The sequence below is a fragment of the Reyranella soli genome (genome assembly GCF_007992495.1).
Classification (GTDB): domain Bacteria; phylum Pseudomonadota; class Alphaproteobacteria; order Reyranellales; family Reyranellaceae; genus Reyranella; species Reyranella soli.
The window spans coordinates 1-26,783 of record NZ_BKAJ01000159.1 but is presented as its reverse complement, the minus strand read 5'-3'; the positions used below and the strand labels follow the sequence as shown (position 1 = coordinate 26,783).

The window sequence follows — 26,783 nt, the reverse complement described above, 5'->3', positions numbered from 1 at the left end:
GCCGGCAACAACACCTATACCGGCGGCACGACAGTATCGGGCGGTATTCTGCAGGGCACGACGTCGAGCCTGCAGGGCAACATCCTGAACAATGCGCAGGTCACGATCAATCAGGCGACCAATGGCACCTACGCCGGCAACATGAGCGGAACCGGCGGTCTGCTGGTGAGCGGTACCGGTACGGTGATCCTGAGCGGCAGCAACAGTTATAGCGGCGGCACGATGGTGACCGGCGGCACCTTGCAGGGCACGACGACGAGCCTGCAGGGCACCATCGTCAACAACGCCACCGTCGCCTTCAACCAGGCGAGCATCGGCACCTATGCCGGCAGCATGTTCGGCAGCGGCGGTGTGAGCATCGGCGGCGGCGGCACAGTGATCTTCACCGGCGGCAATAGCTACACCGGCGGCACGTCGATCGCGGCGGGCAGCACCTTGCAGCTGGGCAACGGGACGACGGCCGGCGGCAGCATCCAGGGCAACATCGCCAACAACGGCCTGCTGGTGTTCAACCAGCCGGTGACGGCCACCTACGGCGGGGTGATGTCGGGAACGGGCGGCTTCACCCTGCAGCAGGGCACCGTAACGGTGACCGGCAACAACACCTACAGCGGGCCGACGACCGTGAACGGCGGCATGTTGGTCGTGAACGGTTCGCTCGCCAGCACGGTGACCTTGAACAACGGCAGCACGTTGGGCGGCAGCGGCAACGTCGGCTCACTGGTTGCCAACAATGCCGTCATCGCGCCTGGCAACTCGATCGGCACGATGACCGTCAACGGCAACTTCAGCCAGAACGGCGGCACCTACGTCGTCGAGGCCAATGCGGCGGGCCAGGCCGACCGCATCAACGCCACCGGCGCGGCGACCATCGGCGGCGGCGCCACTGTCTCGGTGCTCGCAGCCGCCGGCACCTACCAGCGCAACACGACCTACACCATCCTCAACGCCACGGGCGGCGTCACCGGCACCTACGCCGGCGCAAGCAGCAACTTCGCGTTCCTGACGCCGAGCCTCAGCTACAACGCCAACAACGTGTTCCTGACCTTGTTGATGAACCAGAGCGCCTTCGCCTCGGGGGCGCAGACGGGCAACCAGTCCTCCGTAGGCCAGGCGCTCGACGCCGCCAACGCCAGCGCCACCGGCGACTTCAACACGGTGCTGAACGCGCTGGCGAGCCTCACCACCCAGCAAGGCCCGTGGGCGCTGAACCAGATCAGCGGCCAGCCGATCGCCAACTTCGGCACCGCCAACGTGGCTTCGAACGCGCTGTTCATGAACGCGGTCGGCCAGCAGATGGCGTTGGCCCGCGGCAGCGCCGGCGGCGGCCAGCGCCTCGCCCTGGCCGAGGCCTGCGACATCGCCGCCTGCGACGGCGCCAGCCCGTGGTCGGCGTGGGCCAGCGGCATCGGCGGCCTGGGCAGTGTGCAGGGCAACGGCAACGCCAGCACCTTCACCTACAATGTCGGCGGCACGGCCGCCGGCATCGACTATCGCGTGAACCCGAGCTTCCTGGTCGGCCTCGGCGCCGGCTACACCGCGGGCACGCAGTGGGTCGACAGCTTCCAGGGCAAGGCGTGGTCCAACGCGGTCAGCGTCACGGCCTACGGCAGCTTCACGCCATCGGACGCGTTCGCGGGCTTCTATGCCGATGTGCTGGCGGGCTACGCCTATGCCAACAACCAGGTGCAGCGCCAGCTCTCCATCCCTGGCCTGCAGTCCCGGACCTCCAACGGCAGCACCGGCGCCAACCAGTTCCTGGGCCAGATCGAGACCGGCTACCAGATCCCGGTCTATGCGCCGGCGGCCGCGACGGTCACGCCGTTCGCGCGCTTCCAGCTGTCGAGCGTGAACCAGGCGGCGTTCACCGAATGGGGCGCCAACTCGCTCAGCCTCAACGTGGCACAGCAGACGACGACGTCGGTGCGCACGACGTTCGGGGCGCAGCTCGGCGGAGCGGTGCCGGTGAGCACCGACCGCAGGCTAGACCTGGCCCTGCGGCTGGGCTGGCTGCACGAGTACGCCGACACCGCCCGTCCGATGACGGCGGCGTTCGCCGGCGCCCCGTCAAACAGCTTCACCGTCTACGGCGCCACGCCGACGCGCGACAGCGCGGTGATCGGCTTCTCGGCGGCGACGGCGGTGGCCGACAACGCCTCGATCTTCCTGCGCTATGACGGCGAGCTCGGGTCAGGCACCGACAACCATACGCTGAACGTCGGCCTGCGGCTCAGCTGGTAGACGACGGACCGTCAGCGGGCTCAATGCGACGGCGCGCGCCATGCAGGACGTGTTCCCGGCCTGGTAGCCAGGGAACCGTTGGGAGCCATCCACGTTCGCTGAATGGCTTCACCTGGGAGAATAATAATGGCCAGCTACAGGGCGCTGTTCGCGGCCGCGGTCCTCGCCGTCGGCTGCGGTCATGGCGTTGCGTCCCACGCGCAGACCTATCCGCCTGAAGGCTATGCGCCCCTGCTGTTTGATCCCGCCGACACCAAATACGTCTTCCGCCTGAACGGCATGCCGTGGATTTGCCGCGGCGACACCTTCTGCAAGCCCGTCAAGATCGACGGCGTCGCTGACAAGGATCTGGCCCAGGCGGCCATCGAGCCGTTGGGATTTGCCGGGCCGCGCTACCTGCTCTCCTACAAGCAGACGAACTTCGAGAAGGGCAAGGAAGTGGTGTTGTCCTGCACCGACGAGCGCTGCGGCAAGCTCGATTCGATCGTGGGCGACGCGGCATGGCTCGGCAACTTCCAGGTGAAGCAGGGCGACCGCACGCTGAACCGAGCGGCCATCTTGCGCCGCCTCGATGCGAAGGCTGGCCGCGCCCAGCTGCTATGGTGCACCGAGAGCGATTGCTCGGAGCTGCCGATCACGCGCGACAGCGAATCCTATCTCACTTACATGGGCAGCGGCCGCAGCGATGGTCGCACCCTGTCGTGGCTGCGCGACAAGTCCGGCGCTGTCCTGTCCTGCGGCCAGGCCGAGGAAGGCGTCAGCGACCAGCTCGCCTGCGACAAGAGCCGCACCGTGCTGCAGGACTTCCCCGCCGCGCCGACGGTCGCGGCAGCACCGCCGCCTCCGGCCGCGCCGGCGCCTGCCGCGCCGGCACCGACGGCCAGCGACGCCGAGCGCGGGGCCCTCGCCGCCTCCATCGATCGCGCCATCGCCGCCGGCGACTTCGCCACCGCCGATCGCCTCCTGGCCGACGCCACGCGGCGCTTCGCCGGCGCCTCGGCATGGCCGCCACTGCAACAGAAGCTCGCCAAGGCGCGCGCCGATACCCGGCAAGCCGAGGCCCACCGGCTGATCGGTGAGGCGCGGCGCTTTGCCCAGGCCGGCGACTTCACACACGCCGAGGCCATGTTGCAGGAGGCCGACAAGCAGGTGCCGGGCTTCGCCGAGACAGCCCAGGCCCGCGCCGAAATCGCCAATCTGCGGACGGCGCGCGGCCAGCGCTATCGCGACCGCCAGCAGTTCGAGGCGGCCATCGACCAGGCGCTGGCAAGCAATCGCCTGTTCGAAGCCGAACGGCTGCTCGCCGACTATTCCCAGCGCTACGGCCAGGATCCCGACTATCGCGCGCGGGCGAGCCGCCTCGCCGAGCTGCGCGGCGCCGCGCCCAACCAGGCCCGGGTGACCGAGGCCCGCACCCATATCGCGGCGGCGCGGCAGGCCATGGCGCGCAACGATTTCGGAGAAGCCGACCGGCATCTCGATCTGGCCGACAATGCCGCTCCCGGCTTCCCTGAGATCGCGCAGGCCCGCGCCGACCTGGCGCGCCGCATCGCCGAGGTTCGTCGCAATCCAGCGACCCAGACCGGCAACCTGCCGCCGCCTCCGGGACCGGCACCGCGCAGTCAGTAGGGGCTAAAGCCCCGTCCCGTCGTCCTCGGAAAGCGTCTTCAGCTTGCGGATCGCCACCTTCACAGACATGCCGCGATAGTCGCCGGCATTGCCGAACCACGATCCCTGCAGGGGAATTGCCTGCGCCGGATGGCGGGCGATGGCGACCGGGATCAGATCGGTGCCCCCTGAAATACGATTGGTCGGGTCGTAGTGCAGCCAGCCGGCGCCCGGCAGGTAGACCTGGACCCAGGCATGCGTGGCGCCCGATCCCGTCATGCCAGGCGTGCCACCCTTGTCGAGCGCGGCGTCGTAGATGTAGCCGGTGATGAAGCGGCAAGCGAAGCCGATGCGGCGCAGGGCCTCGATCATCAGCCAGGCATAGTCGCGGCAGGTGCCCGAGCGCGTGCGCAGCGTCTCGACCGGCGTCTGGGTGCCTTCGGCCTCGCGCGCCTGGTAGCTGAAGGTGCCGCCGATCGTGTCGAGCATGCGCCGGATCACGTCGACGCTGTGATGCTGCTCCTGGACGATGAAGGACTTGGCCCATGAGGCCAGGGTGCCGCTTGGGTCATCGCTGTGCGGGCGAAGATAGTTGCTGAGATCCTGCCATTCGTCCGGCGTGTACTGCACCGGAACGGCCTCGGCCCGCTCTTCCACCGGGAAGGCCTCGGCTTCGACGACGCCGTAGTGGATGCCGCGCATGCGGAAGGTGAAGGTGAGCTCCGTGCCCGGCTGGTCGATATCGATCAGCGTGACGATGTTGGACAGCGCGTCGATGATCCATCGGACGCGCGACGACAGATTGGTCGTTGCCGAATAGCTCAGCATGCGGCCATAGGGACCCGACCTCGGCAGGAACATGGCGCGATGCTCGCCGAAGGTGACGGGAGCCGAGTAACGATACGTCGTGACGTGCTCGACTTCGTAGAGGATTGCCATGACGAGGCGGCCGCAGATTTTTGAGCTCAGGCGACCTTGTCTGCGCGCATGCCGGCGATGTCGGCGTCCGAGTAGCCCGCCTCGCGCAGGATCTCGTCGGTGTGCTGGCCGAGCGTCGCCGGTGGCCGCTCGACCGAGCCGCCGCCATGCTCCAGGCGGAAGCCCGAGCCTACGACCTTGATCGGGCCGTGCGGCGTGTCGACGGTCTGCAGGATCTGGCGGCGGTCGAAGTGGTCGAGCTGCACGGTCTCGGGGATCGAGAGCACACGGCCCGCCGGCACGTCGGCCTTGGCGAAGCGCTCGGCCCAGGTGGCCGAGGTCTCCTTCATCAGCTCGGCCTCGATGATGTCGTGCAGCGCCTTGTCGTTGGCGATGCGCGTCGGCCAGTCGACGAAGCGCGGGTCGGCGGCCGCGTCGGCGCGGCCGATGTCCTTCATCAGGCGCTGGAACTGCGGCTCGGTCATGACGGCCAGAACCATCCAACCGTCCTTGGTCTTGTAGAGATCGCCGGTGGGCTTCCTCGTCACCGAGCGGTTGGCGGCCTGCTCGTGCACGCGGCCGGTCATCAGATGCTCGGTGAACTGCTGGGCGAGATAGCCCATCACCGCGTCGATCATGGCGACGTCGACCAGCTGGCCCTTGCCGGTATGGGTGCGCTGGTAGAGCGCCGAGGCGACACCCAACGCCGCCGTGGCGCCCGACATGACGTCGGCGCCGGCGAAGCCCACGCGCGTCGGGCCGTTTGTCGGAAAGCCGGTGATCGACATCAGGCCGGACATCGCCTGGATCATGCCGTCAAACGCCGCGGTCCCGCGGTCAGGACCGACCTGGCCGAAGCCCGAGACGGCGCAGTAGATCAGGCGCGGGTTGATTTCCTTCAGGACGTCGTAGCCGATGCCGAGCTTGTCCATGACGCCCGGCCGAAAGTTCTCCGTCACGACGTCGGCCTTGGCGACGAGCCGCTTCACCACCTCGATGGCCTTGGGCTTCTTGAGGTCGAGCGTAATCGAACGCTTGCCGGCATTGACCGAGACCCAGGGGGCGGCAAGCCCGCGCTTCTCCCAGTCGTTGGCGCGGGAGCCGAAACGCATGTCGTCGCCTTCGCGGCTTTCGATCTTGATCACGTCGGCGCCAAGCAGCGCCAGCTGGTAGGTGCCGTAGGGCCCGGCGAGAACGCGCGTGAAGTCGAGGATTTTTACGCCAGAAAAAGGCTTAGCCGTCATTGGACCGCGGGCCTCCAGGCCCGCCTCTTGTTGATGTTGCTCATGAACGGGCCTGGAGGCTCGCGGTCCGCATGAAGGCTCACTAGGCCACGCCCGCCTTCTTGCGCTGCTCGAGCGCAGTCTGTTTCACCTTGTCGAACTCGGCGCGGCGCTTGGCGACTTCCTCGGCCGGCATGCGCTCGAGGTTGTTGTAGTCGTTCTTCCAGTCGCCGTCGTCGTTCCAGCGTAACGGCGACTGCACCGTGGTGCGCGGGCCGATGGCGCTCTCCAGCACCTTCAACGCCAGATCGAGCGTGAAGCGCTGCGTGTCGGGCTCGTGCGGCTTGCCGCAGGAATTGCCCAGCGGGAAGTCGCTGAACAGGAAGCGCGGTACCCCGGTATGCTCGACGATGTCCTTGGCCGCCCCCATGATTACCGTGGGGATGCCGTTCCTCTCCAGATATCGGGCGACCAGACTCACGGTCTGGTGGCAGACGGGTCAAGTCGGCACCAGGAGCGCGGCGTCGACCTGGTCCTGCCGGCAGCGCGCCAGAATCTCCGGCGCATCGGTCTCGAGCGTCACGCGCTGGCTGCGGTTGGTTGGCGCGCCGTGGAAACGCTTGGCGAGCGTGAATCGGCCTTGGGCGGCGAACTCGCGCATCAGCGGCAGCGGGAACCAAGTGTTGGAATCCTTTGCCGTGGTGTGCTTGCGGTCGTAGCCGATGTGGGAGATGCGCGTGTCGTGATCGACCGCGGTATCGCCCGAATAGACGGTGTAGAACTTGGCACCGGCGTTGTAGGCCGCACCGGGTCCCTGGTCGCCCTTGTCGGGCTGATAGGGCGCCGCGGTCGAGATCAGCGCCAGCGTCGAGTCCTTGAGCGGCTTCTTCAGCGGCTGGAACGGTGCGTCGACATAGTGCGCCCAGCGGTAGGGGTTGTCGTAGCCCAGCGCGAGGTAATACTCGCGGGTGCGGCGCATGTATTCGATCGGCGCGTCATAGTCCGGCGCAAACTGAGCGGTATCGGCCATGGCGCCAAACTGCGACCGCCCCGCCGCGATGTCAATTTTGCCTGGGATGACAATTTCGCAGGCAGCCCTTAGCTTTTGCCAAAGGCAGGGGCTGGAGGAACAATGAACGACGTCACCCGCCGAAGCGCCATCGGCGCGATCGGCAGCGCCGCCGCGTGGCTGGCGGCACCGGGGGTGTGGGCGCAGGCCTTCCCCAACAAGCCGATGCGGATCCTGGTGCCCTTCCCGGTCGGCGGCATCGTCGACATCGTGACGCGCGCAGTGGTCGAGCCGATGCAGGCCAATCTCGGCCAGCCCGTGGTGGTCGAGCCCAAGCCCGGCGCCAACGGCACGCTCGCCACCGCGATGATCCCGCAGGCGCCGGCCGACGGATACAACTGGGTGATGGCCACGATCAGTCATGTCGTGGTGCCGCATCTCCAGTCCGTGCCCTACGATGCGCTCGCCGACTTCCAGCCGGTAGCGCTGGTCGCGGTGGCAACGTCGGTCGCGACCGTCAATCCCGCCTTGCCGGTGAAGACGCTGAAGGAGCTGATCGAGTACGCGAAGGCCAATCCCGGAAAGCTCAACTACCTCAACCCCGGCAATGGCACGTCGCTCCATCTCTCGGCGGAGCTCTTGAAGAACCAGTACAAGATCGACATGACCGGGGTGCCCTATCGCGGCGTGCCGCCAGGCATCCCCGACCTGCTGGAGGGCCGACTGCAGGTCGGCTTCCTGCCCGGGCCGCTCAGCATTCAACACGTCCAGAGCGGCAAACTGCGCGCGCTGGCCGTGCTGGCCGACAAGCGGCTGGCAACCCTGCCCGACGTGCCGACGTTCGCCCAGGCGGGTTTCGCCGAGGCCAACGTGGTGAGTTGGTATGTGATCGCCGTCCGGACGAGCACACCGCCGCCGATCGTCGAGCGGATTCATGCGTCGGCCATGAAGGCGCTGCAGGAACCGGAGACCCGCGACCGTTTGACCAAGGCCGGATGCGAGGTGCCGACGCCACGCTCGCCGGCCGACACTCTGGCCATGTGGAAGGCCGATTACGCGCGCTACGGCAAGCTGGTGCAGGAAGCCGGGATCAAAGGGGAATCCTGACACCGAGTTGACCCGGCGGCCATAGTGCGGCCCAACTCGGGCGCGTTATATATGAAGTGAAAGGCTTGCTTCGGGGACCAGCATGGCGATCAAACGGCGCGGCTTGTTGTTGGGCAGCACGGCTCTTTGGCTGGGCGCCCCGGCTATCGTGCGGGCGCAGACCCAGCCCCAAGGCCAGGGGGCGTCGCAGAAGATCAATGTCAGCCATGGCTTCGCCATGCACGGCGCGCCGAAATATGCGGCGGATGCCGGGCCGCCGGACTATCTCAACCCCAATGCGCCCAAGGGCGGCTCGGTGCGGCTCGGTGCGCGCGGCACCTTCGATTCGCTGCATCCCTTCATCATCAAGAGCGTGCCGGCCGCCGGCGTCTCGGCGATCTGGGACACGCTCTGCTGGAATTCCCGCGACGAGGCCTCGACCGAGTACGGCCTGATCGCCGAGAGCATCGAATGGCCGGAGGACCGCTCGTGGGCCGCCTTCACGCTCCGGCCCCAGGCGCGCTTCCATGACGGCAGCCCGATCACCGTCGAGGACGTGATCTGGACCTTCGACACGCTCAAGGCCAAGGGCCTGCCCAACTACGCCTTTTACTACGGTGACGTGCTGAAGGCGGAGAAGGTCGGCGATCGCAAGGTGATGTTCACCTTCCGCGATAACACCAACAAGGAGCTGCCCCTGATCATCGGCCAGCTTCCGGTGTTGCCGTCCAAATGGTGGGCGACACGCGACTTCGAGAAGGTGTCGCTCGAGATCCCGCTGGGCAGCAGCGCCTACAAGGTCGACTCCTTCGACGTCGGCCGCTCGATCACCTATCGCCGCGTCGAAGACTGGTGGGCCAAGGACCTCTGGATGAATCGCGGGCGCAACAACTTCGAGGTCATGCGCTACGAGTACTACCGCGACGTCACCGTGCAGTTCGAGGCCTTCAAGGCCGGCGAGATCGACCTGCGCCAGGAGAACATCGCGCGCAACTGGGCGACCGCCTACGACATCCCGGCGGTGCGCGACGGCCGCATCCAGCGCGCCGAGATCCCGCACGAGCTGCCGACCGGCATGCAGTGCTTCGCCTTCAACACGCGGCGCGACTTCTTCAAGGACAAGCGGGTGCGCGAAGCGATCAGCACCATGTTCGACTTCGCCTGGACCAACAAGAACCTGTTCTACGGGATGTACAAGCGCAACATCTCGTTCTTTGGCAACTCCGAGCTCGCCTCGTCAGGCCTGCCGACGGCGGCCGAGCTGAAGTACCTCGAGCCGCTGCGCGGCAAGATTCCCGACGAGGTCTTCACCAAGGAGTTCAAGCTGCCCGAGAGCGACGGCACCGGCAACGTCCGCGACCTCGCCCGCCGCGCGCTGTCGCTCCTGAAGGAGGCTGGCTGGGAGGTCAAGGACGGCAAGATGACCGAGACGAAGACGGGCAAGAAGCTCGCCTTCGAGATGCTGCTGAACGACGCCAGCTTCGAGCGCGTGGTGCTGCCCTACAAGCAGAACCTCGAGCGCATCGGCATCGACATGAACGTGCGCACCATCGACACCGCGCAGTTCAAGCGGCGCGAGGACGAGTTCGACTACGACATGATGGTCGAGGGCTTCGGCCAGTCGCTGTCGCCGGGCAACGAGCAGCGCGACTTCTGGGGCTCCAAGGCCGCCGACACCAAGGGCAGCCGCAACTCCATCGGCATCCGGGACGCTGCCATCGACAACCTGATCGAGACGCTGATCGGCGCGCCCGATCGCGAGAGCCTGATCAACGCCACCCGCGCGCTCGACCGCGTGCTGCTGTGGAGCCACTTCGTGGTGCCCAACTGGCACAGCAACACCGCCTACGTCGCCTACTGGAACCGCTTCGCCCGGCCGGCCAAGGCCGCCAAGTACTCGCCGGTCGCCTTCGACACCTGGTGGATCGACGAGGCCAAGGACAAGGCCCTGCAGCGGGACAAGAAGTGAGGGCACGGGCCTTGCAGCCCCCTCGCTGTCATCCTGAGCGCAGCGAAGGATCTCATGCCCTATCGAGCGGCGATGAGATCCTTCGCTACGCTCAGGATGACATCATCTATATGACCGCTACCCTCTAAATGCTCGCCTACATCCTGCGACGCCTAATGCTGGTGGTGCCGACCTTGCTCGGCATCATGGTCATCAACTTCTTCGTCATCCAGGCCGCCCCTGGCGGGCCGGTCGAGCAGATGATCTCGCAGATCCAGGGCACCGCCGTCGACGCCACCGAGCGCTTCTCGGGCAGCTCGAGCGGCGGTGAGACGGTGCGCAGCGCCACGAGCGACAGCAGCGGCGGCGGCTCGGCCTATCGCGGCGCGCGCGGCCTGCCCAAGGAGCTGATCGAGCGCATCGAGAAGATGTACGGCTTCGACAAGCCGATCGGCGAACGCTTCTTCCTGATGATGAAGAACTACCTGGTGTTCGATTTCGGCGAGAGCTTCTTCCGCAACAAGAAGGTCGTCGACCTGGTACTCGAGAAGATGCCGGTGTCGATCTCGCTCGGCCTGTGGACGACGCTGCTGGTCTATTTCATCTCGATTCCGCTCGGCATCGCCAAGGCGGTGCGCGACGGTTCGCGCTTCGACGTCGCCAGCTCGACGACGCTGATCGTGCTGAACGCCATCCCGGGCTTCCTGTTCGCCCTGCTGCTCGTCGTGCTGTTCGCGGGCGGCAGCTATTTCAAGCTGTTCCCTCTGCGCGGGCTGGTCTCCGACGACTGGTCCGAGCTCGGCCTTTTGGACAAGCTGCTCGACTATTTCTGGCACATGGCGCTGCCGATCGGCGCCATGGTGATCGGCGGCTTCGCCACCCTCACCTTCCTCACCAAGAACTCCTTCCTCGAGGAGATCCACAAGCAGTACGTGCTGACGGCTCGCGCCAAGGGCCTGGAGGAACGGCGCGTGCTCTACGGCCACATCTTCCGCAACGCCATGCTGATCGTGATCGCGGGCTTCCCGGCCGCCTTCATCGGCGTGCTGTTCACCGGCTCGCTGCTGATCGAGGTGATCTTCTCGCTCGACGGCATCGGTCTCCTCGGTTTCGAGGCCGCGCTCAACCGCGACTATCCGATCATGTTCGGCACGCTCTACTTCTTCGGCTTGATCGGCCTGGTCATGGGGATCCTGGGCGACATCATGTACACGGTGGTCGATCCGCGCATCGACTTCGAGGCGCGCGGCTGATGACTCCCCTCAATCGCCGGCGGCTGGCCGCCTTCCGCTCGAGCAAGCGCGGCATGTACTCGCTGGCGGTCTTCAGCGTGCTGTTCTTCCTGTCGCTGTTCGCCGAGCTGCTGGCCAACGACAAGCCGATCCTCATCTACTACGATGGCGGTTTCTATTCGCCGATGATGCGGGACTATCCCGAGACGACCTTCGGTGGCGATTTCCCGACCACCACCATCTACACCGACCAGGAAGTGCAGAAGCTGATCGAGGCCAAGGGCTGGATCCTGTGGCCGCCGATTCCCTACAGCTACAACACCGTGCTGAAGGGCGAGGACCGCAAGGCCCTGCAGCCGCCGTCGTGGCGCCATCCGCTCGGCACCGACGACCAGGCGCGCGATGTGCTGGCCCGCCTGATCTACGGCTTCCGCATCTCCGTGCTGTTCGGCCTGGCACTCACACTGCTGAGCTCGATCGTCGGCATCGTGGCCGGCGCCATTCAGGGCTATTTCGGCGGACTGACCGACCTTTCGATCCAGCGCTTCATGGAGATCTGGTCGAGCATGCCGACCCTCTATCTCCTGATCATCCTGGCAAGCTTCATCCAGCCCGGCTTCTGGGTGCTTTTGGGCATCATGCTGCTGTTCAGCTGGATGGCGCTGGTCGGGCTGGTACGGGCCGAGTTCCTGCGCGGGCGCAATTTCGACTATGTCCGGGCCGCCCGGGCGCTGGGTATGATGGACGCCCGCATCATGTTCCGGCACATCCTTCCCAACGCCATGACCGCCAGCCTCACCTACCTGCCCTTCATCCTGGCCGGCTCCGTCACCACCCTGACGTCGCTCGACTTCCTTGGCTTCGGCCTGCCCGTCGGCTCGCCGTCGCTGGGCGAGCTCCTGCTGCAGGGCAAGAACAACCTCAACGCGCCTTGGCTTGCCTTCACCGGCTTCATCATCATCGCCCTCATGCTGTCCCTGCTGGTGTTCATCGGCGAGGCCGTGCGCGACGCCTTCAATCCGCGCAAGGTGCTGGTATGACCGATACCGCCCTGCTCGAGGTCAAGAACCTCTCGGTCAATTTCGGCACCGGCGACGATGCCGTGCGCGCCGTCAAGAACGTCAGCTTCGATATCAAGCGCGGCGAGACCCTGGCGGTGGTGGGCGAATCGGGCTCGGGAAAGTCGGTCACCGCGCTCTCGATCCTGCAGCTGCTGCCCTACCCGATGGCCAACCATCCCAACGGCAGCATCCGCTTCCAGGGCCGCGAACTGGTCGGCGCGCCGCCGCGCGACCTGTTAGACGTGCGAGGCAACCGCATTTCCATGATTTTTCAGGAGCCGATGACCTCGCTCAACCCGCTGCACACGATCGAGCGGCAGGTGAACGAGGTGCTGATCCTGCACAAGGGCCTGACGCGCTCGGCCGCGCGCAAGCGCACGCTCGAGCTTCTTGAGCAGGTCGGCATCCCCGAGGCGGCGACGCGCCTCGACGCCTTCCCGCACCAGCTCTCGGGTGGCCAGCGCCAGCGCGTCATGATCGCCATGGCTCTGGCCAACGAGCCCGACCTCTTGATCGCCGACGAGCCGACGACGGCGCTCGACGTCACCATCCAGGCGCAGATCCTGAAGCTCCTCAAGACGCTGCAGGCCAAGTACGGCATGGCGCTGCTGTTCATCACCCACGACCTCGGCATTGTCGCTAAGATGGCCGACCGGGTCTGTGTCATGACCAAGGGCCTCATCGTCGAGCAGGGCCCGGTCGCCCAGGTGTTCGACAAACCGCAGCATTCCTACACCCAGCACCTTCTGTCGGCCGAGCCCAAGGGCCGGCCGGCGCCGGTCGATCCGGCGGCGCCGGAGATCCTCGCCCTCGACGACGTGAAGGTGCACTTCCCGATCAAGCGCGGCGTGCTGCGCCGGACGGTGGGTTACATCAAGGCGGTCGACGGCGTCAGCCTGACCCTGCGCGAGGGCCATACGATCGGGCTGGTGGGCGAATCGGGCTCGGGCAAGACGACGCTTGGCCTCGCCCTGCTGCGCCTCGAAGGCAGCAAGGGCGGCATCCAGTTCGACAAGCAGGATCTGCAGGCGCTGAGCCAGCGCGAGCTCAGGCCATTGCGCCGGCAGATGCAGATCGTCTTCCAGGATCCCTTCAGCTCGCTCAGCCCGCGCATGTCGGTAGGTGAGATCGTCGGCGAAGGCCTGCAGGTCCACCGGATCGGCAGCGAGGCCGAGCGCAGCCGCATGATCGACCAGGTGCTGAATGAGGTCGGGCTCGATCCCGCCGCGCGCGAGCGCTACCCGCACGAATTCTCCGGCGGCCAGCGCCAGCGCATCGCCATCGCCCGCGCGCTGGTGCTGAAGCCGCGCCTGATCGTGCTCGACGAGCCGACCTCGGCGCTCGACATGAGCGTACAGGCGCAGATCGTCGACCTGCTGCGCGACCTGCAGACCCGGCACAAGCTTGCCTATTTGTTCATAAGCCATGATCTGAAAGTCGTGCGCGCGCTCGCCGACGAGGTGTTGGTGCTGCGCCACGGCAAAGTCGTGGAACGCGGCTCGGCCCAGCAGATCTTCGAGCGGCCGCAGACGCCCTACACGCAGGCACTCATTGCAGCGGCCTTCAATCTCGAGGCCATCGGCGCCGACAAAGGTGCGGTCGCGACCTGATCTGCGTTCCAGGCTGTGGACTTGGACCAAGTTTCCGGCAAATCTAGATCGACATAACCACGCCGCCTAACAGGAGTGGAATCCAGGGATGGGCGCAGTCCGCTTCTGTACGATCTTCATCGCGACCACGCTGTTTTGCGTCGCAACCGCTTTCACCCAATCGACCACGCTGACACTGGGCACCGCGTCGAGCGGCGGCACCTACTTCGTCATCGGCGAAGCCATGGCCAGGATCCTGACGGAAAAGGCCAGGCTGCAGGTCGTGCCCCAGCAGACCCAGGGGCCAAACCAGAACATGATCCTGATCGACGACAGGAAGATCGAGCTCGGCATGGTGACCATGGGCGTGGCGCTGCAGGGGCTGACCGGCACCGGCGCGTGGACCCGGGGCAAGAAATACGAAAGCGTGCGTGCGCTCTTTCCGATGTACGACACGCCGCTGCAGTGCGTGGCGCTCAAGAAGGCGGGTATCGAGAGCTTCAAGCAGCTCGAGGGCAAGACGGTCGGCACCGGCCCCAAGGCCGGCACCGCCGGCACCTACTTCCCCCTGATCTTCGAGGCGCTGGGCCTCAAGGTGCAGTCGCGGAACGGCCAGAGTTCCGACATGGCCAATTTGCTGAACGACGGCGTCATCGACGCCTTCTGCTTCGGCGCCGGCATTCCCGTGCCGACCTTCAGCGAGCTCGACGCCGCCCAGCAGGTCGTCTTCTTCACCTGGACCGATCCCGAGCTCGCGACCATCCGCAAGAGCCTGCCGGAATTCTCCGAGACGAAGATTCCCAAGGGCACCTACAAGCAGCAGCCGGGTGACCAGAAGACCGTGGGCCTGTTCAACTTCTCGATCGCCAACAAGGACATGAGCGACGATCTCGCCTACACGATCACCAGGACGATCCTGGAGAACAACGCCGCCATGGTGCGCGCCCATCCTGCGGCCAAGGAAACGGTGGCCGCCAACGCCATCCGCAACACCTTCCTGCCCTTCCATCCCGGCGCCGTGCGCTACTACAAGGACAAGGGCATCAAGCTCGACCCGGGGGCGCTGCCGAAGTAATGTGAGGCGTGTCACACGCAATTGCTTACATCAGCCGCGATACCGACGGCCTGCACTGGAAAAAGGTTCTCGAAGAGGCCCTCGGTCCCATCGATTACCGCGCCCTCGACAACCTCGGGAACACCGACGACATCGAGATCGCCCTGGCCTGGAAGCCGGACCGTGGGCTGATCGCCTCGTTCAAGAACATCAAGCTGATCGTGTCGCTGGGCATGGGCGTCGACCATCTGCTGGCCGACGACAAGTTGCCGGCGGACGTGCCGATCGTGCGCATCATGGATGACGGCCTGGTCGGCCAGATGAGCGAATACGCGATCTTCTGGGCGCTGCGCCATCATCGCGACATCGACAAGTACGCCGCGAGCCAGCGCGCCAAGCAGTGGAAGCAGCTCGACTTCGTCGACACCATCCATCGCCGCGTCGGCGTCATGGGGCTGGGCACGATCGGCCAGGACACGGCCAAGAAGTTCGCGGCGCTGGGGTTTCCCACGGCGGGCTGGAGTCGCACGGCCCGGGCGCTGCCCAACATCGAGACCTTCCACGGCAAGGACGGCTTCGAGAAGTTTCTGGCGCGCACCGACATCCTGGTCGATGTCCTGCCGCTCACGCGTGACACGCGCGGCATTCTCGATGCCGCGGCCTTCGCCCGGCTGCCCAAGGATGCCTATTTCATCAACATGGCGCGTGGCGGCCATGTCGTCGACGAGGCGCTGCTGGCGGCGCTCGATTCGGGCCATCTCGCCGGCGCGGCGCTCGACGTCTTCAACACCGAGCCGCTGCCGACCGACCATCGCTACTGGACCCATCCCAAGGTCCAGGTGACCCCGCATATCGCCGGCGCCACCAACCCGCGCACCGCCTCGCCGGGGATCATCGAGAACATCAAGCGCCTGCGCTCAGGGCGGGCACTGATCAACACGGTCGATCCGAAGACGGGCTACTGAGCTGGACCTGCTCGACCCAGCCCTGCTTTTGCTGACGGGCGCGACTGTGCTGCTGTCAGGGATCGCACATGGCTACTCGGGCTTCGGCGGCGCGCTCTTGATGGTGCCCTTGCTGGGCCTGTTCCTCAGCCCGGTCGAGGCGGTCGCCGTAACCAACGTCGCTGCCGTCTTCGGGCAATTGTCGGTGGCGCGCCAGGCCGTGCGGAATGCCGTGTGGGCGGAGTGCCTGCCTTTCATCGTCGCCATCGCCGTGGCGATGCCGCTCGGCGTCATGGTGCTGGTGAAGAGCGAGGCCGAGCTGCTGCGGCGCATCGTCGGCGCGAGCACGCTCACGGCGGCCACCATCCTGGGACTGGGCTGGACCTACAAGGGCGCGCGCACCGTGCTGACCAGCGGCTTCTTCGGCGGGCTCTGCGGCTTTCTCGCCGGCGCCACCGGGCAGGGCGGCCCGCCGGCCGTCGTCTACTTCATGGCCGCTCCGGTCGAAGCCAGGCAGCAGCGCGGATCACTGATCGCGGCGATCACGGGCATGGTGTTCGTGACCCTGGCCTTCCTCGCCGTTGGCGGCGCCCTGTCGCGGCACTCGCTGCTGCTGGGATGCCTGGTCGGCCTGCCTTACATCGTGGCCGTGCGCACCGGCAACCGCCTGTTCGAGATCCTGCCGAAGCAGAATTATCGCCGTGCGACCCTGTTGCTGCTGTTCGCGGCGGGGCTGGCGGCGCTGTTCAGGTGACGACTGCTCAGGTGACGGCTGTTCAGGTAGCGGGGGCGCCGACGCGCTTCTCGATCGCCGCGAAGATCGCCCGTGCCACCTGCGCTTCGCCGCCCTCCGGCCGGCCGGGGCGGGTGCTGTTGTTCCAGGCCATCATGTCGAAATGCGCCCACGCCACGTCGTCGGGCACGAACTCCTGAAGGTACAGCGCCGCGGTAATGGCACCGCCGAAGGCCACGCCCGGCGCGTTGTTGATGTCGGCGACCTTGCTGTCGAGCAGGCGGCGATAGCCCGCGAACAGGGGCATGCGCCACATCGGGTCGGTCACCGCCTTGCCCGCTGCGATCAGATCGTCGGCCAGCGCGTCGTCGTTGCAGAACAGCGCCGGCAGGTCGGTGCCCAGCGCCACGCGCGCCGCGCCGGTGAGGGTGGCGCAATCGACCATCATGGTGGGCTTCTCCGATGCGCCCTCGTGCAGGGCGTCGCACAGGATCAGGCGGCCCTCGGCGTCGGTGTTGCCGATCTCGACGGTGATGCCCTTGCGAGTCGGCACGACGTCCATCGGCCGGAAGGCGTTGCCCGCCACGCTGTTCTCGACCGCCGGCACCAGCAGCCTGAGCCGCACCGGCAGCTTGGCCGCCATGACCATGGACGCGACCGCCATCACCGTGGCAGCGCCGCCCATGTCCTTCTTCATCATCAGCATGCCGGAAGCGCCCTTGAGATCGAGGCCACCCGTGTCGAAGCACACGCCCTTGCCGACCAGCGTCACCTTGGGATCGCTGTCCTTGCCCCAGGTGAGATCGATCAGGCGCGGCGCGCGCGTGCTGGCGCGGCCGACCGCGTGCACCATGGGGTAGTTCTGCTTCAGGAGATCGTCGCCCACGATCACCTTGATCCTGGCCTTGTGGGTCTTGGCGAGTTCCTGCGCGGCGGCCGCCAGCTCGGCCGGACCCATGTCGGATGACGGCGTGGTGATGAGATCGCGCGCCATCGAGATCGCCTCGATCATCGCCGTGGCGCGCGCCTTGTCGGCGCCCTGCGGCCACAGGAGCTTGACCGCGCCCGCCTTGGCCTTGTTGGTGCGATAACGCTCGAAGCGCCAGGTGCCGAGCCCGATCGCCACGGCGGCATCGGTCGGCAACACTGGCGCGGTGTCGGAGGCGAGCCGCCACGTGCCGGCCGGCAGCCGGGTCGCGAGCGCGCCGAAGTCCCAAAGGCTGGGCTTGGCCGACAGCACAAGCACTGCACCGGCGGCCTTGCCGTCGCGGCCCGGCAGCACGGCGAGATCGCCTGCCTTGCCGGTGACGCCGGTCGATTCGAGCCAGCCGCGGCGCGCCGCACTCTGCTCCTTGAGCCACTTACGCCACGACGATTGTCCGACAATCTGTATGGGCAATGAAGAAGATGACCGGTCGACGAAGGGCAGCGCCATGGACATGCTCACAAATCTGTAGTGCAACGGTTAACATTGCCGGCCAAAGTACGGCGCTGGCAAGGAGGGCGTATGGCCGACTTCACGCTGGTGATCGGCAACAAGAACTATTCTTCATGGTCGCTGCGCGGCTGGCTGATGGCCAAGGCTGCCGGCATCGAGTTCGATGAGATCGTCGTGCCGCTCGATCTGCCGGAGACGCAGTCGACCATCCGCAAGCACTCGCCCTCGGGCCGGGTGCCGGTGCTGCTGCATCGCGGCCTAGCGGTGTGGGAGTCGCTCGCGATCGGCGAATACCTCAACGACCTGAAGCCCGAGGCGGTGCTGTGGCCGGCCGCCGTGGCGGCGCGCGCCCATGCCCGCTCGCTCTCGACCGAGATGCATGCGGGCTTCCTCGAGCTGCGCAACAACATGCCGATGAATATCCGTGCGTCGTATCCGGGCAAGGGCATGACGCCGGCGGTCCGCGGCGAGATCGAGCGCATCACTTCGATGTGGCGCGACTGCCGCAAGCGCTTTGCCGGCGCCGCGCCCAAGGACGACGGCTTCCTGTTCGGCCACTTCACGGCCGCCGATGCGATGTACGCTCCGGTGGTGACGCGGCTCAAGACCTACGCCGTGCAGATGGATTCCGACACCGACGCCTACTGCAAGGCGGTGCTGGCCTATCCGCCGATGAAGGAGTGGGTCGACGCCGCCAAGAACGAGCCCTGGCTGATCGAAAGCTACGAGATGAAATAGCGCTGCCACGGCATGATGGCAGATATCGTCCGCCCGCTGGCGCTGGCCGGCAGCCTGCTCGGTCGCTTCTGGCCGCAACTGCTGCTGATCGTCGCGCTGGGCACCATCGTACGTGACCTTCTCCTCGATGCCGCGGTGGGCGTCGGCCTGCACAATCCGCTGGGCGGCATGGCGGTGCTGTCGCTGGTGGTGCTGACCAAGCTCATGGTCGTGGTGCTGATGTTCGCGGCGCTGCGGCCGGGCATGCCGGCGCTGGCGGCCCTGCGCCAGCAAGCGGCGCCGGCCAATGCCGGCGATCGTCCGGCGGCGGGCGACCACATGCTGGCGGTGACGGCGGCGGCGATCCTGCCGTTCTTCGCCTACTACGCGGCGTGGGGCTTCCTCGGCGACACGGTGCGGGAATATTCGCGGCTGGCGCTGCAGCGCGTGCCGTTCGGCGAGCGGCTCAATATCTTCAACTTCGTGCAGTCGCAGGGCATGGTCGCCGCCATTGCCGCCTGCTGGGCGATCCGCTGGTTCGCCAAGCGCATGAATGCGCGCGCCCGCCGGCCCTACTGGCGATTGCTGGTCGTGGCGGCCGACGCGACCTGGATCTTCATCGGCCTCTATGCGCTCGGCGTGTGGAAGAATGACCTCATAACCTGGATCGGCGCGGGCGCGATCCTGCAGAGCCTGAACGAATCGCTGAGCATGGCGGCGCATGCCGCCGGCGGCTTCACACCGGTCGAGTTCCGCCCGGCGCCCTTGTTCGACCAGCTGCAGCGCCTCTTCTTCTACGCGCTCCTGCCCCTGGTCTGGCTGGTGATGGCCGCGATCATCAACGGCTACGAGCTGTCGGCCGCCACCGCACCGCCGCCGATGGGATCCCGCGCCGACACCTGGCGTAAATGGTTCAAGGATTTCGCAAAACATTTCGTCGGCGGTTACCGCTCGCGCTACCAGCCGATCTGGACCTGCCTTCGCCTGACCTTGAGCAGCGGGCTTGCCACGCTGATCACCTTCGTCATCGCCTATCGCGCATTGAACTGGATCGGCGCCTGGCTGTGGTATGCCGCAACGCGCACCATCGGCGTCGACGACTTGGCGACGTGGCAGGTCATCGTCAGCGTCCTCGCTGTGTTCATCGGCAGCCCGAGCGATCTCGACGGCGGCATCCTGCTCGACGCCGCGCGCATCGCCCTGCTCGCGGCGTTTCTGGAATACGCCGTCGCGACTGAGCGCAAGCGGACCGAAGCACTGGCTACTTGAGCACCAGATAGGCGGGCTTTGCCCCGCCGATGCTGACGCTGAGCGTGAGGCCCGCAGCGCGCTCGGGAACGGTGAAAGTCTCGGCCATGGCAATCGTCTTGCCCTTCTCCGCCCGCGCGAGACCATAGCAGCGCGGCTTGTCGGCAGCGGCCGGCCGGCCCTGTCGCACCGCGCGGCCGGGCAGGAAGACCGGCAGCCAGCGCCGGCCTTTGTCGTCGGTGAGGGCGATGGCGCAGGGGCCTGCCTGGAGCAGAGTGGGATCGTCGACGACGGCGTCGAACTCGGCGACGATCAGCGTCGTGTCCGGCGTTGCACCCGGCAGGCGCGTCAGGCCGGTGAGTTGCCACTCGGCGCCGGCATAGGCCTGCGCCGACCCGCGCTCGACGACGATGGGCTTCTGCAACTGGCTGCGCCGCCATTCCGACAGGCTGTCCCAGGAATTGACGACGATGGCCGCAGGCAGCACGACCACCAGGGCCCCGAGGCTGAGCCAATAGCGGCGTCGTTCACTCGTCATTGGGCGCTCAGCGCCCAGGGCACGCGACCCTGCGCACGCGCGACGACAAGGCTTGAATGGATGTCGACCGGCTTCACGCCCGCCATCTCGATGCGCGCCTGTTCGGCAAGCGGCGCCCAGGCCGAGCGCGCGATCAGCAAGGTGCCGCCGGCCACCTGGCTTTCCGGGATCTCGAAGGCCATCAGCACGGGCGTCGGCAGCCCGGGTTCCAGCCGCTGGCCCGGCAACATGCCAGGCAGCGACGACAGGCGCTGGCTCGCGGCGTAGCGAACGCCGTTGGGGCCGAGCCATTCGGCCGACAGCAACGTCAGGCTCTCGTTCAGCGCTTCCGCCGTCCCCTCGACCACGACCCACACGCCGGACGTGGTGAAGGTGCTGTCGCGCGAGGCACCCTTGGTGATCACCCTTCGCGCCAGTTGCACCTTGGCAATATCGATGGCGAAGGCGCGTCCTTCGAGGCGATGGCCGAGCTTGCCCGTGACCGGACGCGGCGAGGTGATGTCGCCGTAGCCGGGAGTCGTGCGCTGCATACCGTAGAGCACGGCGGCCGCCAGCGCCACGCCGCCAAGCCCTTTGAGGAAGGCGCTCACGGGCTGGTGCCGACGGCAAGCGTGACGAAAGCCGCCGGCTCGCGATCGAACCATCCTGGCGCGCCATAGAGATTGTCGCGCTGCTTGTGGATCTGGGTCGCGACCTTGAGGCGAAGCTGCTCCGGCACCGGCACGGCCGCCGGCCATTCCCAAACAGCGATCATGCGCTCGGGCATGTCGGGCTGCAGGCCGCCGGCCACCGATTTGTCACGCGCGAGATAGAAGGCGGGCGGCGGCAGGTTGGCGATCGGCGGTTCGATGGCAAAGAGCCGAGAGAACACGTTGCTGGTCGAGGCCGAGCGGTTGTCGAGGTCGAACTCGACCATCACCAGCTTCTTCGGCGTGGACGGCTTTATGCCGGTCGGCGGAAGCGAGCCCGTCCGCGCGTCACGGAAGGTGATGGTCCAGCGGCCGGTATCGATCGGCTGGCCCGGCGCCGCGATCGGCACGGGCTTGGGATGCGCCGCCTCGTAGACCGTCATGGCGAACGAGATCGCCGTCGCGGCCGCCGCGCCGACACTCGCGACCACGAACGCAAACAGGCGGCGGCGCCATGTCAGGCGTTGCTCGGCGGACATGGCCCCTCAGATGGGGCCGAAGTCACCGGGCATCAATAGTCAGCGGCGCGTGTCGAAGGCGAGCCTCACGGCGAGGCCGGCGAACACCGTCGCCAGCACCATCTGCGGCAGGCGCCGCCAACGGCCCTGGCCGGCGAACAGGCGGCCAAGCCGGCTCGCCGTCAGGATGACGACGCCGTTCACCACCAGGCCGATCGCGTTGAGGACCGTCGCCAGCACCATGATCTGCAGAGCGACCGAGCCCGCCTCGGGCTGGACGAACTGCGGGAACAGCGCCAGCACGAACAGCGCCATCTTGGGGTTCAGCAGGTTCGTGAACAGGCCCTGGCGGAACATGACGCCGATCGGATGATGGCGCAGCCCGGCGGTCGGCGCGAGCACCGTGCCGTTCGAGCGGAAGGTCTTCCAGGCCAGCCACAGCAGATAGGCCGCACCGGCGTAGCGCACGATGTCGTAGGCGACCGGCACGATCAGGAAAAGTTGCGACAGGCCAAGCGCGGCCGCCAGCGCATGGCAATAAGTGCCGGCCTGGATGCCGGCCAAGGTGGCGAAACCCGCGACGCGCCTTTGGCTGGCGCTGCGCGAGGCGATCAGCAGCATGTCAGGGCCGGGCGTCGCGGTGAGCGCCAGGCAGGCGACGGCGAAAAGGGCCAACGTCGACAGATCGGGCATGACAAGGACTCCGGAATCAGGACTTGATCGAATAGCCGTCGAGCGTCATCGCCTTCACCGGGATGCTCATCGCCCCGAGCCTGGCTTCGAGGGCCCTGCGATTCTCGTCGGTGATGCGCGGACCGAGATAGACGCAGCGGATCGACTTCCGCGTCTTGTATGCGATCGGTCCCTTGGGGCCGAACATCCGCCATTCACGCTCGTAGGCCCAGCGGTAGTTCTTGTAGGACAGCACCCGCATCGCCAGGATATCGGGCTCCCGCCGCGACTCGCCGATCACCGGGAAGCGCTCGGCATAGTGCATGCGCGCAAAGTAGACGTCGTCGGGCAGCTCGCTGATGAGCCGCCGGAAGTCGTAGGCGATGCAGATGCCCCTGAACTGGTCGGCGTAGTGCGCCCACATCAATTCGTTGTCGTAGGCCTCGCAGAACGAGCCGACGCCGATCTTGTCCGATATGCCCTTGATGGCCTGTTCGACGAGAACCTGCGCCTTGCTCGCCAGGTTGAAGAACCCCTCCATGGGGTCGTTCAGATTGGAGTAGACGCCGCAGAAAATGTAGCTCTTGTCGAGCGTCTCCATCTCGCGCTCGAACGTCTTGGGCGACGTCAGCGAGCGGTAGCGATAGAGCGTGTTCGGGATGGCGAACACCTGGACCGAGGCCATCCGCTCTCTCCCCCGCCCACGACCTCGGCTAGAACGCCTTGTCGGTCAAAAACTTCAGGAAGGTCGTGAGATCGGGCTTGGCCTTGGTCTTCTCGCAGTAGGCGGTGAACTCGGCCGGCGTCACGTCGACCATCTTCACGGCATGCCGGCGCGCCTTCCAGTCGGCCATCTTCTTGGCCTCGCGGAAATGCCACTCCTCGAAACTGCAGGACGGGTAGTGCCGAACAAGCTTCTGCAAGGCCTCGTGATCCGAAGCCGATTTCACACGCGCAAAATACTGAACCGTCATCGTGGTCTTCCCTGAATGCGCCCTGGCGGGAGCTTTCTAGACTGAGCCGGTAGGCCCTGCCAATCGCATCCGCCGCCAGGCATTGCCGATAATCAGATGGCCGTTCCGCATCAGGGCCGGATCCAGCACCACGACGCCTCCCGCCCCAACGAGCGTAAGGCGCTCGAGAGTGAACATCGTATGATAACGGCTGCTGAATTTGGCCAGTTCGACCTGCTCGATGGCCAGAGTCGACCATGGGAAAATATGCCCGGCCACTGCAACACCGGCGGCCGTGACGCCGATCGCGGTATCGGCCGGCGCCATTCCCTCGAGGCGCCGCGGCAAATCCCGCTGCCAGCGCTGCTTGCGCCGCCACAGCACGATGGCGAAGAAGACGCCGAGTGCGCCGACGATGAGAACGGCCCCGACCAGGACCGTCGCCTGATCGGCCGACTCGGCCAGCGCGGCCATGACCGCGGCGACAATCGCCGTCACGGCCCACAGAATCATGAACAGCAGCCGGGTCTGACTGACCTGGGCCCTGCCGGCCTGTTCCGCCGACAGGACCGAGCCCTTGACCGACTCTTCGGCACGAAACTGCCTGACGTCCTGCTCCTCAGCCGGCGACAGAGGCTCGTGGACCTTGCCGTCGATCAGGACGCGCATCTCAGCCGGATCAGTTCAGGCCGTAGAGCCGCGTGACGTTGTCGTGGACGATCTTCTTTTGCACGCTGTCGGAGAAGCCGGCGAGGTTCTGGGTCAAGGTCTCGCGCGACTTCGGCCAGATGCAGTCAGGATGCGGGTAATCCGCCCCCCAGATGATGTTGTCCTCGCCGATCAAGGGCACGATCGGCTCAAGGTACTTGTCCTGCTGGTAGGTGACGTAGCCCTGGCGGCGGAAATAATCCGACGGCTTCATCTTGAAGCCGAGCGCGCGGGCGCGGTCGTGATACTCGGTGTCCAGCCGATCGAACACGTAGGGCAGCCAGGTCACGCCCGATTCGCCCAGCACGAAGTTGAAGTCGGGATACTTCTCGCAGGCGCCCGAAGCCAGCAGCGAGACCAGCACTTCCATGGTGTCGAGCTGGAACAGCGCCGAACGCACCAGCCGGTGCTGGACCGCATACTCCTTCTCCATCTCCGGCGTATCGGGCGCGCGCACCGCCTTGAAGCCGGTCGAATGGAAGGAGATCGGGAACTTGCACTCGGCCGCCGCCTCCCACAGCGCATACCAGGCGTGATGATAGAGCGGCAGGCTCATGCGCTTGAAGGCGAGGTCGCCGCCCTTCAGGCCCATCTTGGCGCACCGCCTCACCTCGGCCGCGGCGGCCTTGGGATCGGTGTTGGGGATGATGGCGAGCGGGAAGACGCGATCGGGATCGGCGCGGCGGGCGAAGTCGGCGGCCCAATCGTTGTAACGGGCATTGGCCCAGACCCGCAGCTCGGCATCGTCGATCAGGTCGTTGATCATCAGGCAGCCGTAGATGATCTCCTTCTCGAGGCCGTCACGGTCGAGGTCGGCGATGCGCAGCTCGGGCGTGGTCGGACGCGGCTGGGCGCCGGGATAGCTGTCCCATTCGAAGCCCGCGTCCTTCATCTCGTCGACATGGCCGAACGAGCCCTTGGTGTAGGGCAGGAAGCCCGGCCCGACGCCGTTCCACATGCCGCGGTCCTTGTCGTCGACGAACCAGTGCTGGCCGTCGTTACGCTCCTCGACGCGCGGTGCGTTCTGCTTCCACTTGGCGGGCGCCTGCGACGACCAGAGATCGGGCGGGCAATAGGTGAGGTCGATGTGGTTGTCGCCGGAAATCAACTTGTGGTGCATGGCGCGCGCTCCGTCGGTTCGGAAGACGTTTTAGGCTTGCACTGAGTGCCAGCATGGTACGAGCGGCTCCCGGGCGACGCCACGGTGATTTTCCGCTGCGCGGGCCGTCGTTCCTCACACCACAGGTGTGGCTTCCGCTAGGCTAGGCCTGCAAAACAACGGAGTAGGTATCGTGACCCTGCCGCTGGAAGGCATTCGTGTGATCGAAGTGGGCCAGGCCCTGGCCGGGCCGCTGGCCGGCGTGCTGATGGCCGACATGGGCGCCGACGTGATCAAGATCGAGAAGCCCGATGGCGGCGACGATGCGCGCATCTGGGGCCCTCCGTTCGGGCCGGACGGCGTCACCTCGCTCTACTTCTACAGCCAGAACCGCAACAAGCGCTCGGTCTCGCTCGACCTCAAGTCGGCGGCCGATATCGACAAGCTCCACAAGCTCTGCGAGACGGCCGACATCCTGATCCAGAACCTGCGGCCGGGCGTGGTCGACGAGATCGGCATCGGGCCCGAGGCGATGCTGAAGCGCCATCCGCGCCTGATCTACTGCTCGATCTGGGCGTTCGGCTACCAGGGTCCGCTCAAGATGAAGCCGGGCTTCGATCCGCTGCTGCAGGCCTATGGCGGCATGATGTCGGTCACCGGCCGGGCCGAGGATCCACCGACCTTCGCCGGCGCCTCGATCAACGACAAGGCGACGGGCATGTTCTGCACCATCGGTGCGCTGGCCGCTCTCAGGATGCGCGACAAGACGGGCAAGGGCTGCCTGGTCGATACCTCGCTGTTCGATTCGGCGGTCCACTGGGTCGAAGGCCAGGTCAACAACTACATCGCCAACGGCGCCGTCCCGCAGCGCCACGGCACCGGCGGCGCGGTGATCGTGCCCTACCAGACCTTCGACACGGCCGACGGCAAGCCGTTGTGCCTGGCGCCGGGCAACGACCGGTTGTGGGCGCGCTGCGCCCGGGCGCTGGGCCATCCCGAATGGGAGACCGATCCCAAGTACGCCAAGAGCGCGGCGCGCGTGAAATACAAGGACGAGCTTCTGCCGATGATCGCCCAGGCGATGCTGCGCAAATCGCGCGCCGACTGGATCGAGGTCTTCGAGAAGGCAGGCGTGCCCTGCGCCGCCGTCAACGACATCGGCGAGCTCGCCAACACGCCGCAATTCGCCGCGTCGGAGATCGTGCAGGAACTGCCCGGCGGCGGGCCCAAGGTGGTCGGGTTGCCGATCACCTTCGACCGCGTGCGTCCGCGATCGGCGCTGCCCTCGCCGAAGCTGGGTGAGCATACCGACGAGGTCCTGCGCGACCTGCCGTAGCGGCCCGCCGGAAGAACAGATGAACGATGCATATAACAGAGACGACGTCTGAGGTTATCAAAGATAACTGCGATTATCAAGGGCGAATAGTTTTTGCGCTCCATATAGGGGTGTAAGACGCAAGAACCCGTTTCGCTTTCCTGAGTGCAAGCAGTGCTGTCACTCGAGACGTAGGGTGTTCTTTCTTGCCGGACCGCGGGCCCCTGCCTTCGCCGAAGCGAAGCCGCTTCGGCTTCGCGCAGGCAGGTCCAGGCTCGCTCATAGTCTTCGTCTTCTGGACC

The 26,783-nt window shown here is 66.4% G+C and carries 25 protein-coding genes; 13 read left to right on the top strand and 12 right to left on the bottom strand.

Features of this window, described 5'->3' with window-relative positions; translation table 11 throughout:
- On the top strand, positions 1-2,241 hold a 2,241-nt coding region (locus RSO01_RS37425; protein ID WP_147155712.1), incomplete at its 5' end, for an autotransporter outer membrane beta-barrel domain-containing protein.
- A gap of 126 nt (positions 2,242-2,367) precedes the next feature.
- Positions 2,368-3,870: a GumC domain-containing protein gene (locus RSO01_RS48345; protein WP_147155711.1), complete on the top strand. Its 1,503-nt coding sequence runs from the start codon at positions 2,368-2,370 to the stop codon at positions 3,868-3,870.
- A 3-nt stretch (positions 3,871-3,873) separates the two neighbouring features.
- Here the strand turns inward: RSO01_RS48345 and RSO01_RS37415 are convergent, their stop codons facing one another.
- The 3 genes from RSO01_RS37415 to RSO01_RS37405 form a co-directional block, all read right to left on the bottom strand.
- Complete coding sequence (locus RSO01_RS37415; protein WP_147155710.1) at positions 3,874-4,788, bottom strand: transglutaminase family protein; 915 nt, start codon at positions 4,786-4,788, stop codon at positions 3,874-3,876.
- A gap of 26 nt (positions 4,789-4,814) precedes the next feature.
- A complete protein-coding gene (locus RSO01_RS37410; protein WP_147155709.1) occupies positions 4,815-6,011 on the bottom strand; it encodes a CaiB/BaiF CoA transferase family protein in 1,197 nt (398 codons plus the stop codon).
- Positions 6,012-6,093: 82 nt separating this feature from the next.
- Positions 6,094-7,020 carry a glycine reductase gene (locus RSO01_RS37405; protein ID WP_147155708.1) on the bottom strand — a complete coding sequence of 309 codons (927 nt, stop codon included), beginning with the start codon at positions 7,018-7,020 and terminating at the stop codon, positions 6,094-6,096.
- Between the two features lie 102 nt (positions 7,021-7,122).
- Here RSO01_RS37405 and RSO01_RS37400 point away from each other — a divergent pair, with 102 nt between their 5' ends.
- The 8 genes from RSO01_RS37400 to RSO01_RS37365 all read left to right on the top strand — a co-directional run bounded on the left by RSO01_RS37400 (position 7,123) and on the right by RSO01_RS37365 (position 16,667).
- Entirely contained in the window at positions 7,123-8,106 is a 984-nt protein-coding gene (locus RSO01_RS37400; RefSeq protein ID WP_147155707.1) for a Bug family tripartite tricarboxylate transporter substrate binding protein, read from the top strand.
- 82 nt (positions 8,107-8,188) lie between these two features.
- Positions 8,189-10,054, top strand: a complete 1,866-nt coding sequence (locus RSO01_RS37395; RefSeq protein WP_147155706.1) for an extracellular solute-binding protein — start codon at positions 8,189-8,191, stop codon at positions 10,052-10,054.
- 128 nt (positions 10,055-10,182) lie between these two features.
- On the top strand, positions 10,183-11,286 hold the full coding sequence (locus RSO01_RS37390; protein ID WP_147155705.1) for a microcin C ABC transporter permease YejB: 1,104 nt from the start codon (positions 10,183-10,185) through the stop codon (positions 11,284-11,286).
- Positions 11,286-12,305, top strand: a complete 1,020-nt coding sequence (locus RSO01_RS37385) for an ABC transporter permease (RefSeq protein WP_147155704.1) — start codon at positions 11,286-11,288, stop codon at positions 12,303-12,305. Before RSO01_RS37390 ends, RSO01_RS37385 begins: the two co-directional genes overlap by 1 nt.
- On the top strand, positions 12,302-13,936 hold the full coding sequence (locus tag RSO01_RS37380; RefSeq protein ID WP_147155703.1) for an ABC transporter ATP-binding protein: 1,635 nt from the start codon (positions 12,302-12,304) through the stop codon (positions 13,934-13,936). The genes RSO01_RS37385 and RSO01_RS37380 overlap by 4 nt, the downstream gene beginning before the upstream one ends.
- Positions 13,937-14,024: 88 nt before the next feature.
- Positions 14,025-14,990, top strand: a complete 966-nt coding sequence (locus RSO01_RS37375) for a TAXI family TRAP transporter solute-binding subunit (protein WP_147155702.1) — start codon at positions 14,025-14,027, stop codon at positions 14,988-14,990.
- Between the two features lie 8 nt (positions 14,991-14,998).
- Positions 14,999-15,934, top strand: coding sequence for a 2-hydroxyacid dehydrogenase (locus RSO01_RS37370; protein ID WP_147155701.1), 936 nt, complete (start codon positions 14,999-15,001; stop codon positions 15,932-15,934).
- Positions 15,935-15,980: 46 nt separating this feature from the next.
- The gene (locus RSO01_RS37365) at positions 15,981-16,667 is read left to right on the top strand and encodes a sulfite exporter TauE/SafE family protein (protein ID WP_170303656.1); all 687 of its coding nucleotides are present in this window, start codon (positions 15,981-15,983) and stop codon (positions 16,665-16,667) included.
- A 22-nt stretch (positions 16,668-16,689) separates the two neighbouring features.
- Here the strand turns inward: RSO01_RS37365 and RSO01_RS37360 are convergent, their stop codons facing one another.
- A complete protein-coding gene (locus RSO01_RS37360) occupies positions 16,690-18,081 on the bottom strand; it encodes a leucyl aminopeptidase family protein (protein WP_147155699.1) in 1,392 nt (463 codons plus the stop codon).
- A 72-nt stretch (positions 18,082-18,153) separates the two neighbouring features.
- Between RSO01_RS37360 and RSO01_RS37355 the strand changes: the two genes are divergently transcribed.
- Together RSO01_RS37355 and RSO01_RS37350 are read left to right on the top strand one after the other, a co-directional pair.
- The gene (locus RSO01_RS37355) at positions 18,154-18,822 is read left to right on the top strand and encodes a glutathione S-transferase family protein (RefSeq protein WP_147155698.1); all 669 of its coding nucleotides are present in this window, start codon (positions 18,154-18,156) and stop codon (positions 18,820-18,822) included.
- 12 nt (positions 18,823-18,834) lie between these two features.
- Positions 18,835-20,070, top strand: a complete 1,236-nt coding sequence (locus tag RSO01_RS37350; RefSeq protein WP_147155697.1) for a hypothetical protein — start codon at positions 18,835-18,837, stop codon at positions 20,068-20,070.
- Here RSO01_RS37350 and RSO01_RS37345 read toward each other — a convergent pair.
- The 8 genes from RSO01_RS37345 to RSO01_RS37310 form a co-directional block, all read right to left on the bottom strand.
- Positions 20,063-20,587 carry a hypothetical protein gene (locus tag RSO01_RS37345; protein WP_147155696.1) on the bottom strand — a complete coding sequence of 175 codons (525 nt, stop codon included), beginning with the start codon at positions 20,585-20,587 and terminating at the stop codon, positions 20,063-20,065. The two genes, RSO01_RS37350 and RSO01_RS37345, sit on opposite strands and share 8 nt — an antisense overlap.
- A complete protein-coding gene (locus RSO01_RS37340; RefSeq protein ID WP_147155695.1) occupies positions 20,584-21,177 on the bottom strand; it encodes a hypothetical protein in 594 nt (197 codons plus the stop codon). Before RSO01_RS37340 ends, RSO01_RS37345 begins: the two co-directional genes overlap by 4 nt.
- On the bottom strand, positions 21,174-21,755 hold the full coding sequence (locus RSO01_RS37335) for a hypothetical protein (RefSeq protein WP_147155694.1): 582 nt from the start codon (positions 21,753-21,755) through the stop codon (positions 21,174-21,176). The genes RSO01_RS37340 and RSO01_RS37335 overlap by 4 nt, the downstream gene beginning before the upstream one ends.
- A gap of 39 nt (positions 21,756-21,794) precedes the next feature.
- Positions 21,795-22,427 carry a LysE family translocator gene (locus tag RSO01_RS37330; RefSeq protein ID WP_147155693.1) on the bottom strand — a complete coding sequence of 211 codons (633 nt, stop codon included), beginning with the start codon at positions 22,425-22,427 and terminating at the stop codon, positions 21,795-21,797.
- Positions 22,428-22,443: 16 nt separating this feature from the next.
- Positions 22,444-23,091 carry a DUF2971 domain-containing protein gene (locus RSO01_RS37325; protein WP_147155692.1) on the bottom strand — a complete coding sequence of 216 codons (648 nt, stop codon included), beginning with the start codon at positions 23,089-23,091 and terminating at the stop codon, positions 22,444-22,446.
- Between the two features lie 28 nt (positions 23,092-23,119).
- Positions 23,120-23,329: a ribonuclease H family protein gene (locus RSO01_RS37320; protein ID WP_147155691.1), complete on the bottom strand. Its 210-nt coding sequence runs from the start codon at positions 23,327-23,329 to the stop codon at positions 23,120-23,122.
- A gap of 87 nt (positions 23,330-23,416) precedes the next feature.
- Positions 23,417-24,028: a hypothetical protein gene (locus tag RSO01_RS37315; protein ID WP_147155690.1), complete on the bottom strand. Its 612-nt coding sequence runs from the start codon at positions 24,026-24,028 to the stop codon at positions 23,417-23,419.
- A 10-nt stretch (positions 24,029-24,038) separates the two neighbouring features.
- Positions 24,039-25,187: an amidohydrolase family protein gene (locus RSO01_RS37310; RefSeq protein WP_147155689.1), complete on the bottom strand. Its 1,149-nt coding sequence runs from the start codon at positions 25,185-25,187 to the stop codon at positions 24,039-24,041.
- Positions 25,188-25,359: 172 nt separating this feature from the next.
- On the opposite strand from RSO01_RS37310, the gene RSO01_RS37305 reads away from it, so the two are divergent.
- Positions 25,360-26,502: a CaiB/BaiF CoA transferase family protein gene (locus tag RSO01_RS37305; protein WP_147155688.1), complete on the top strand. Its 1,143-nt coding sequence runs from the start codon at positions 25,360-25,362 to the stop codon at positions 26,500-26,502.
- Positions 26,503-26,783 lie beyond the last annotated feature (281 nt).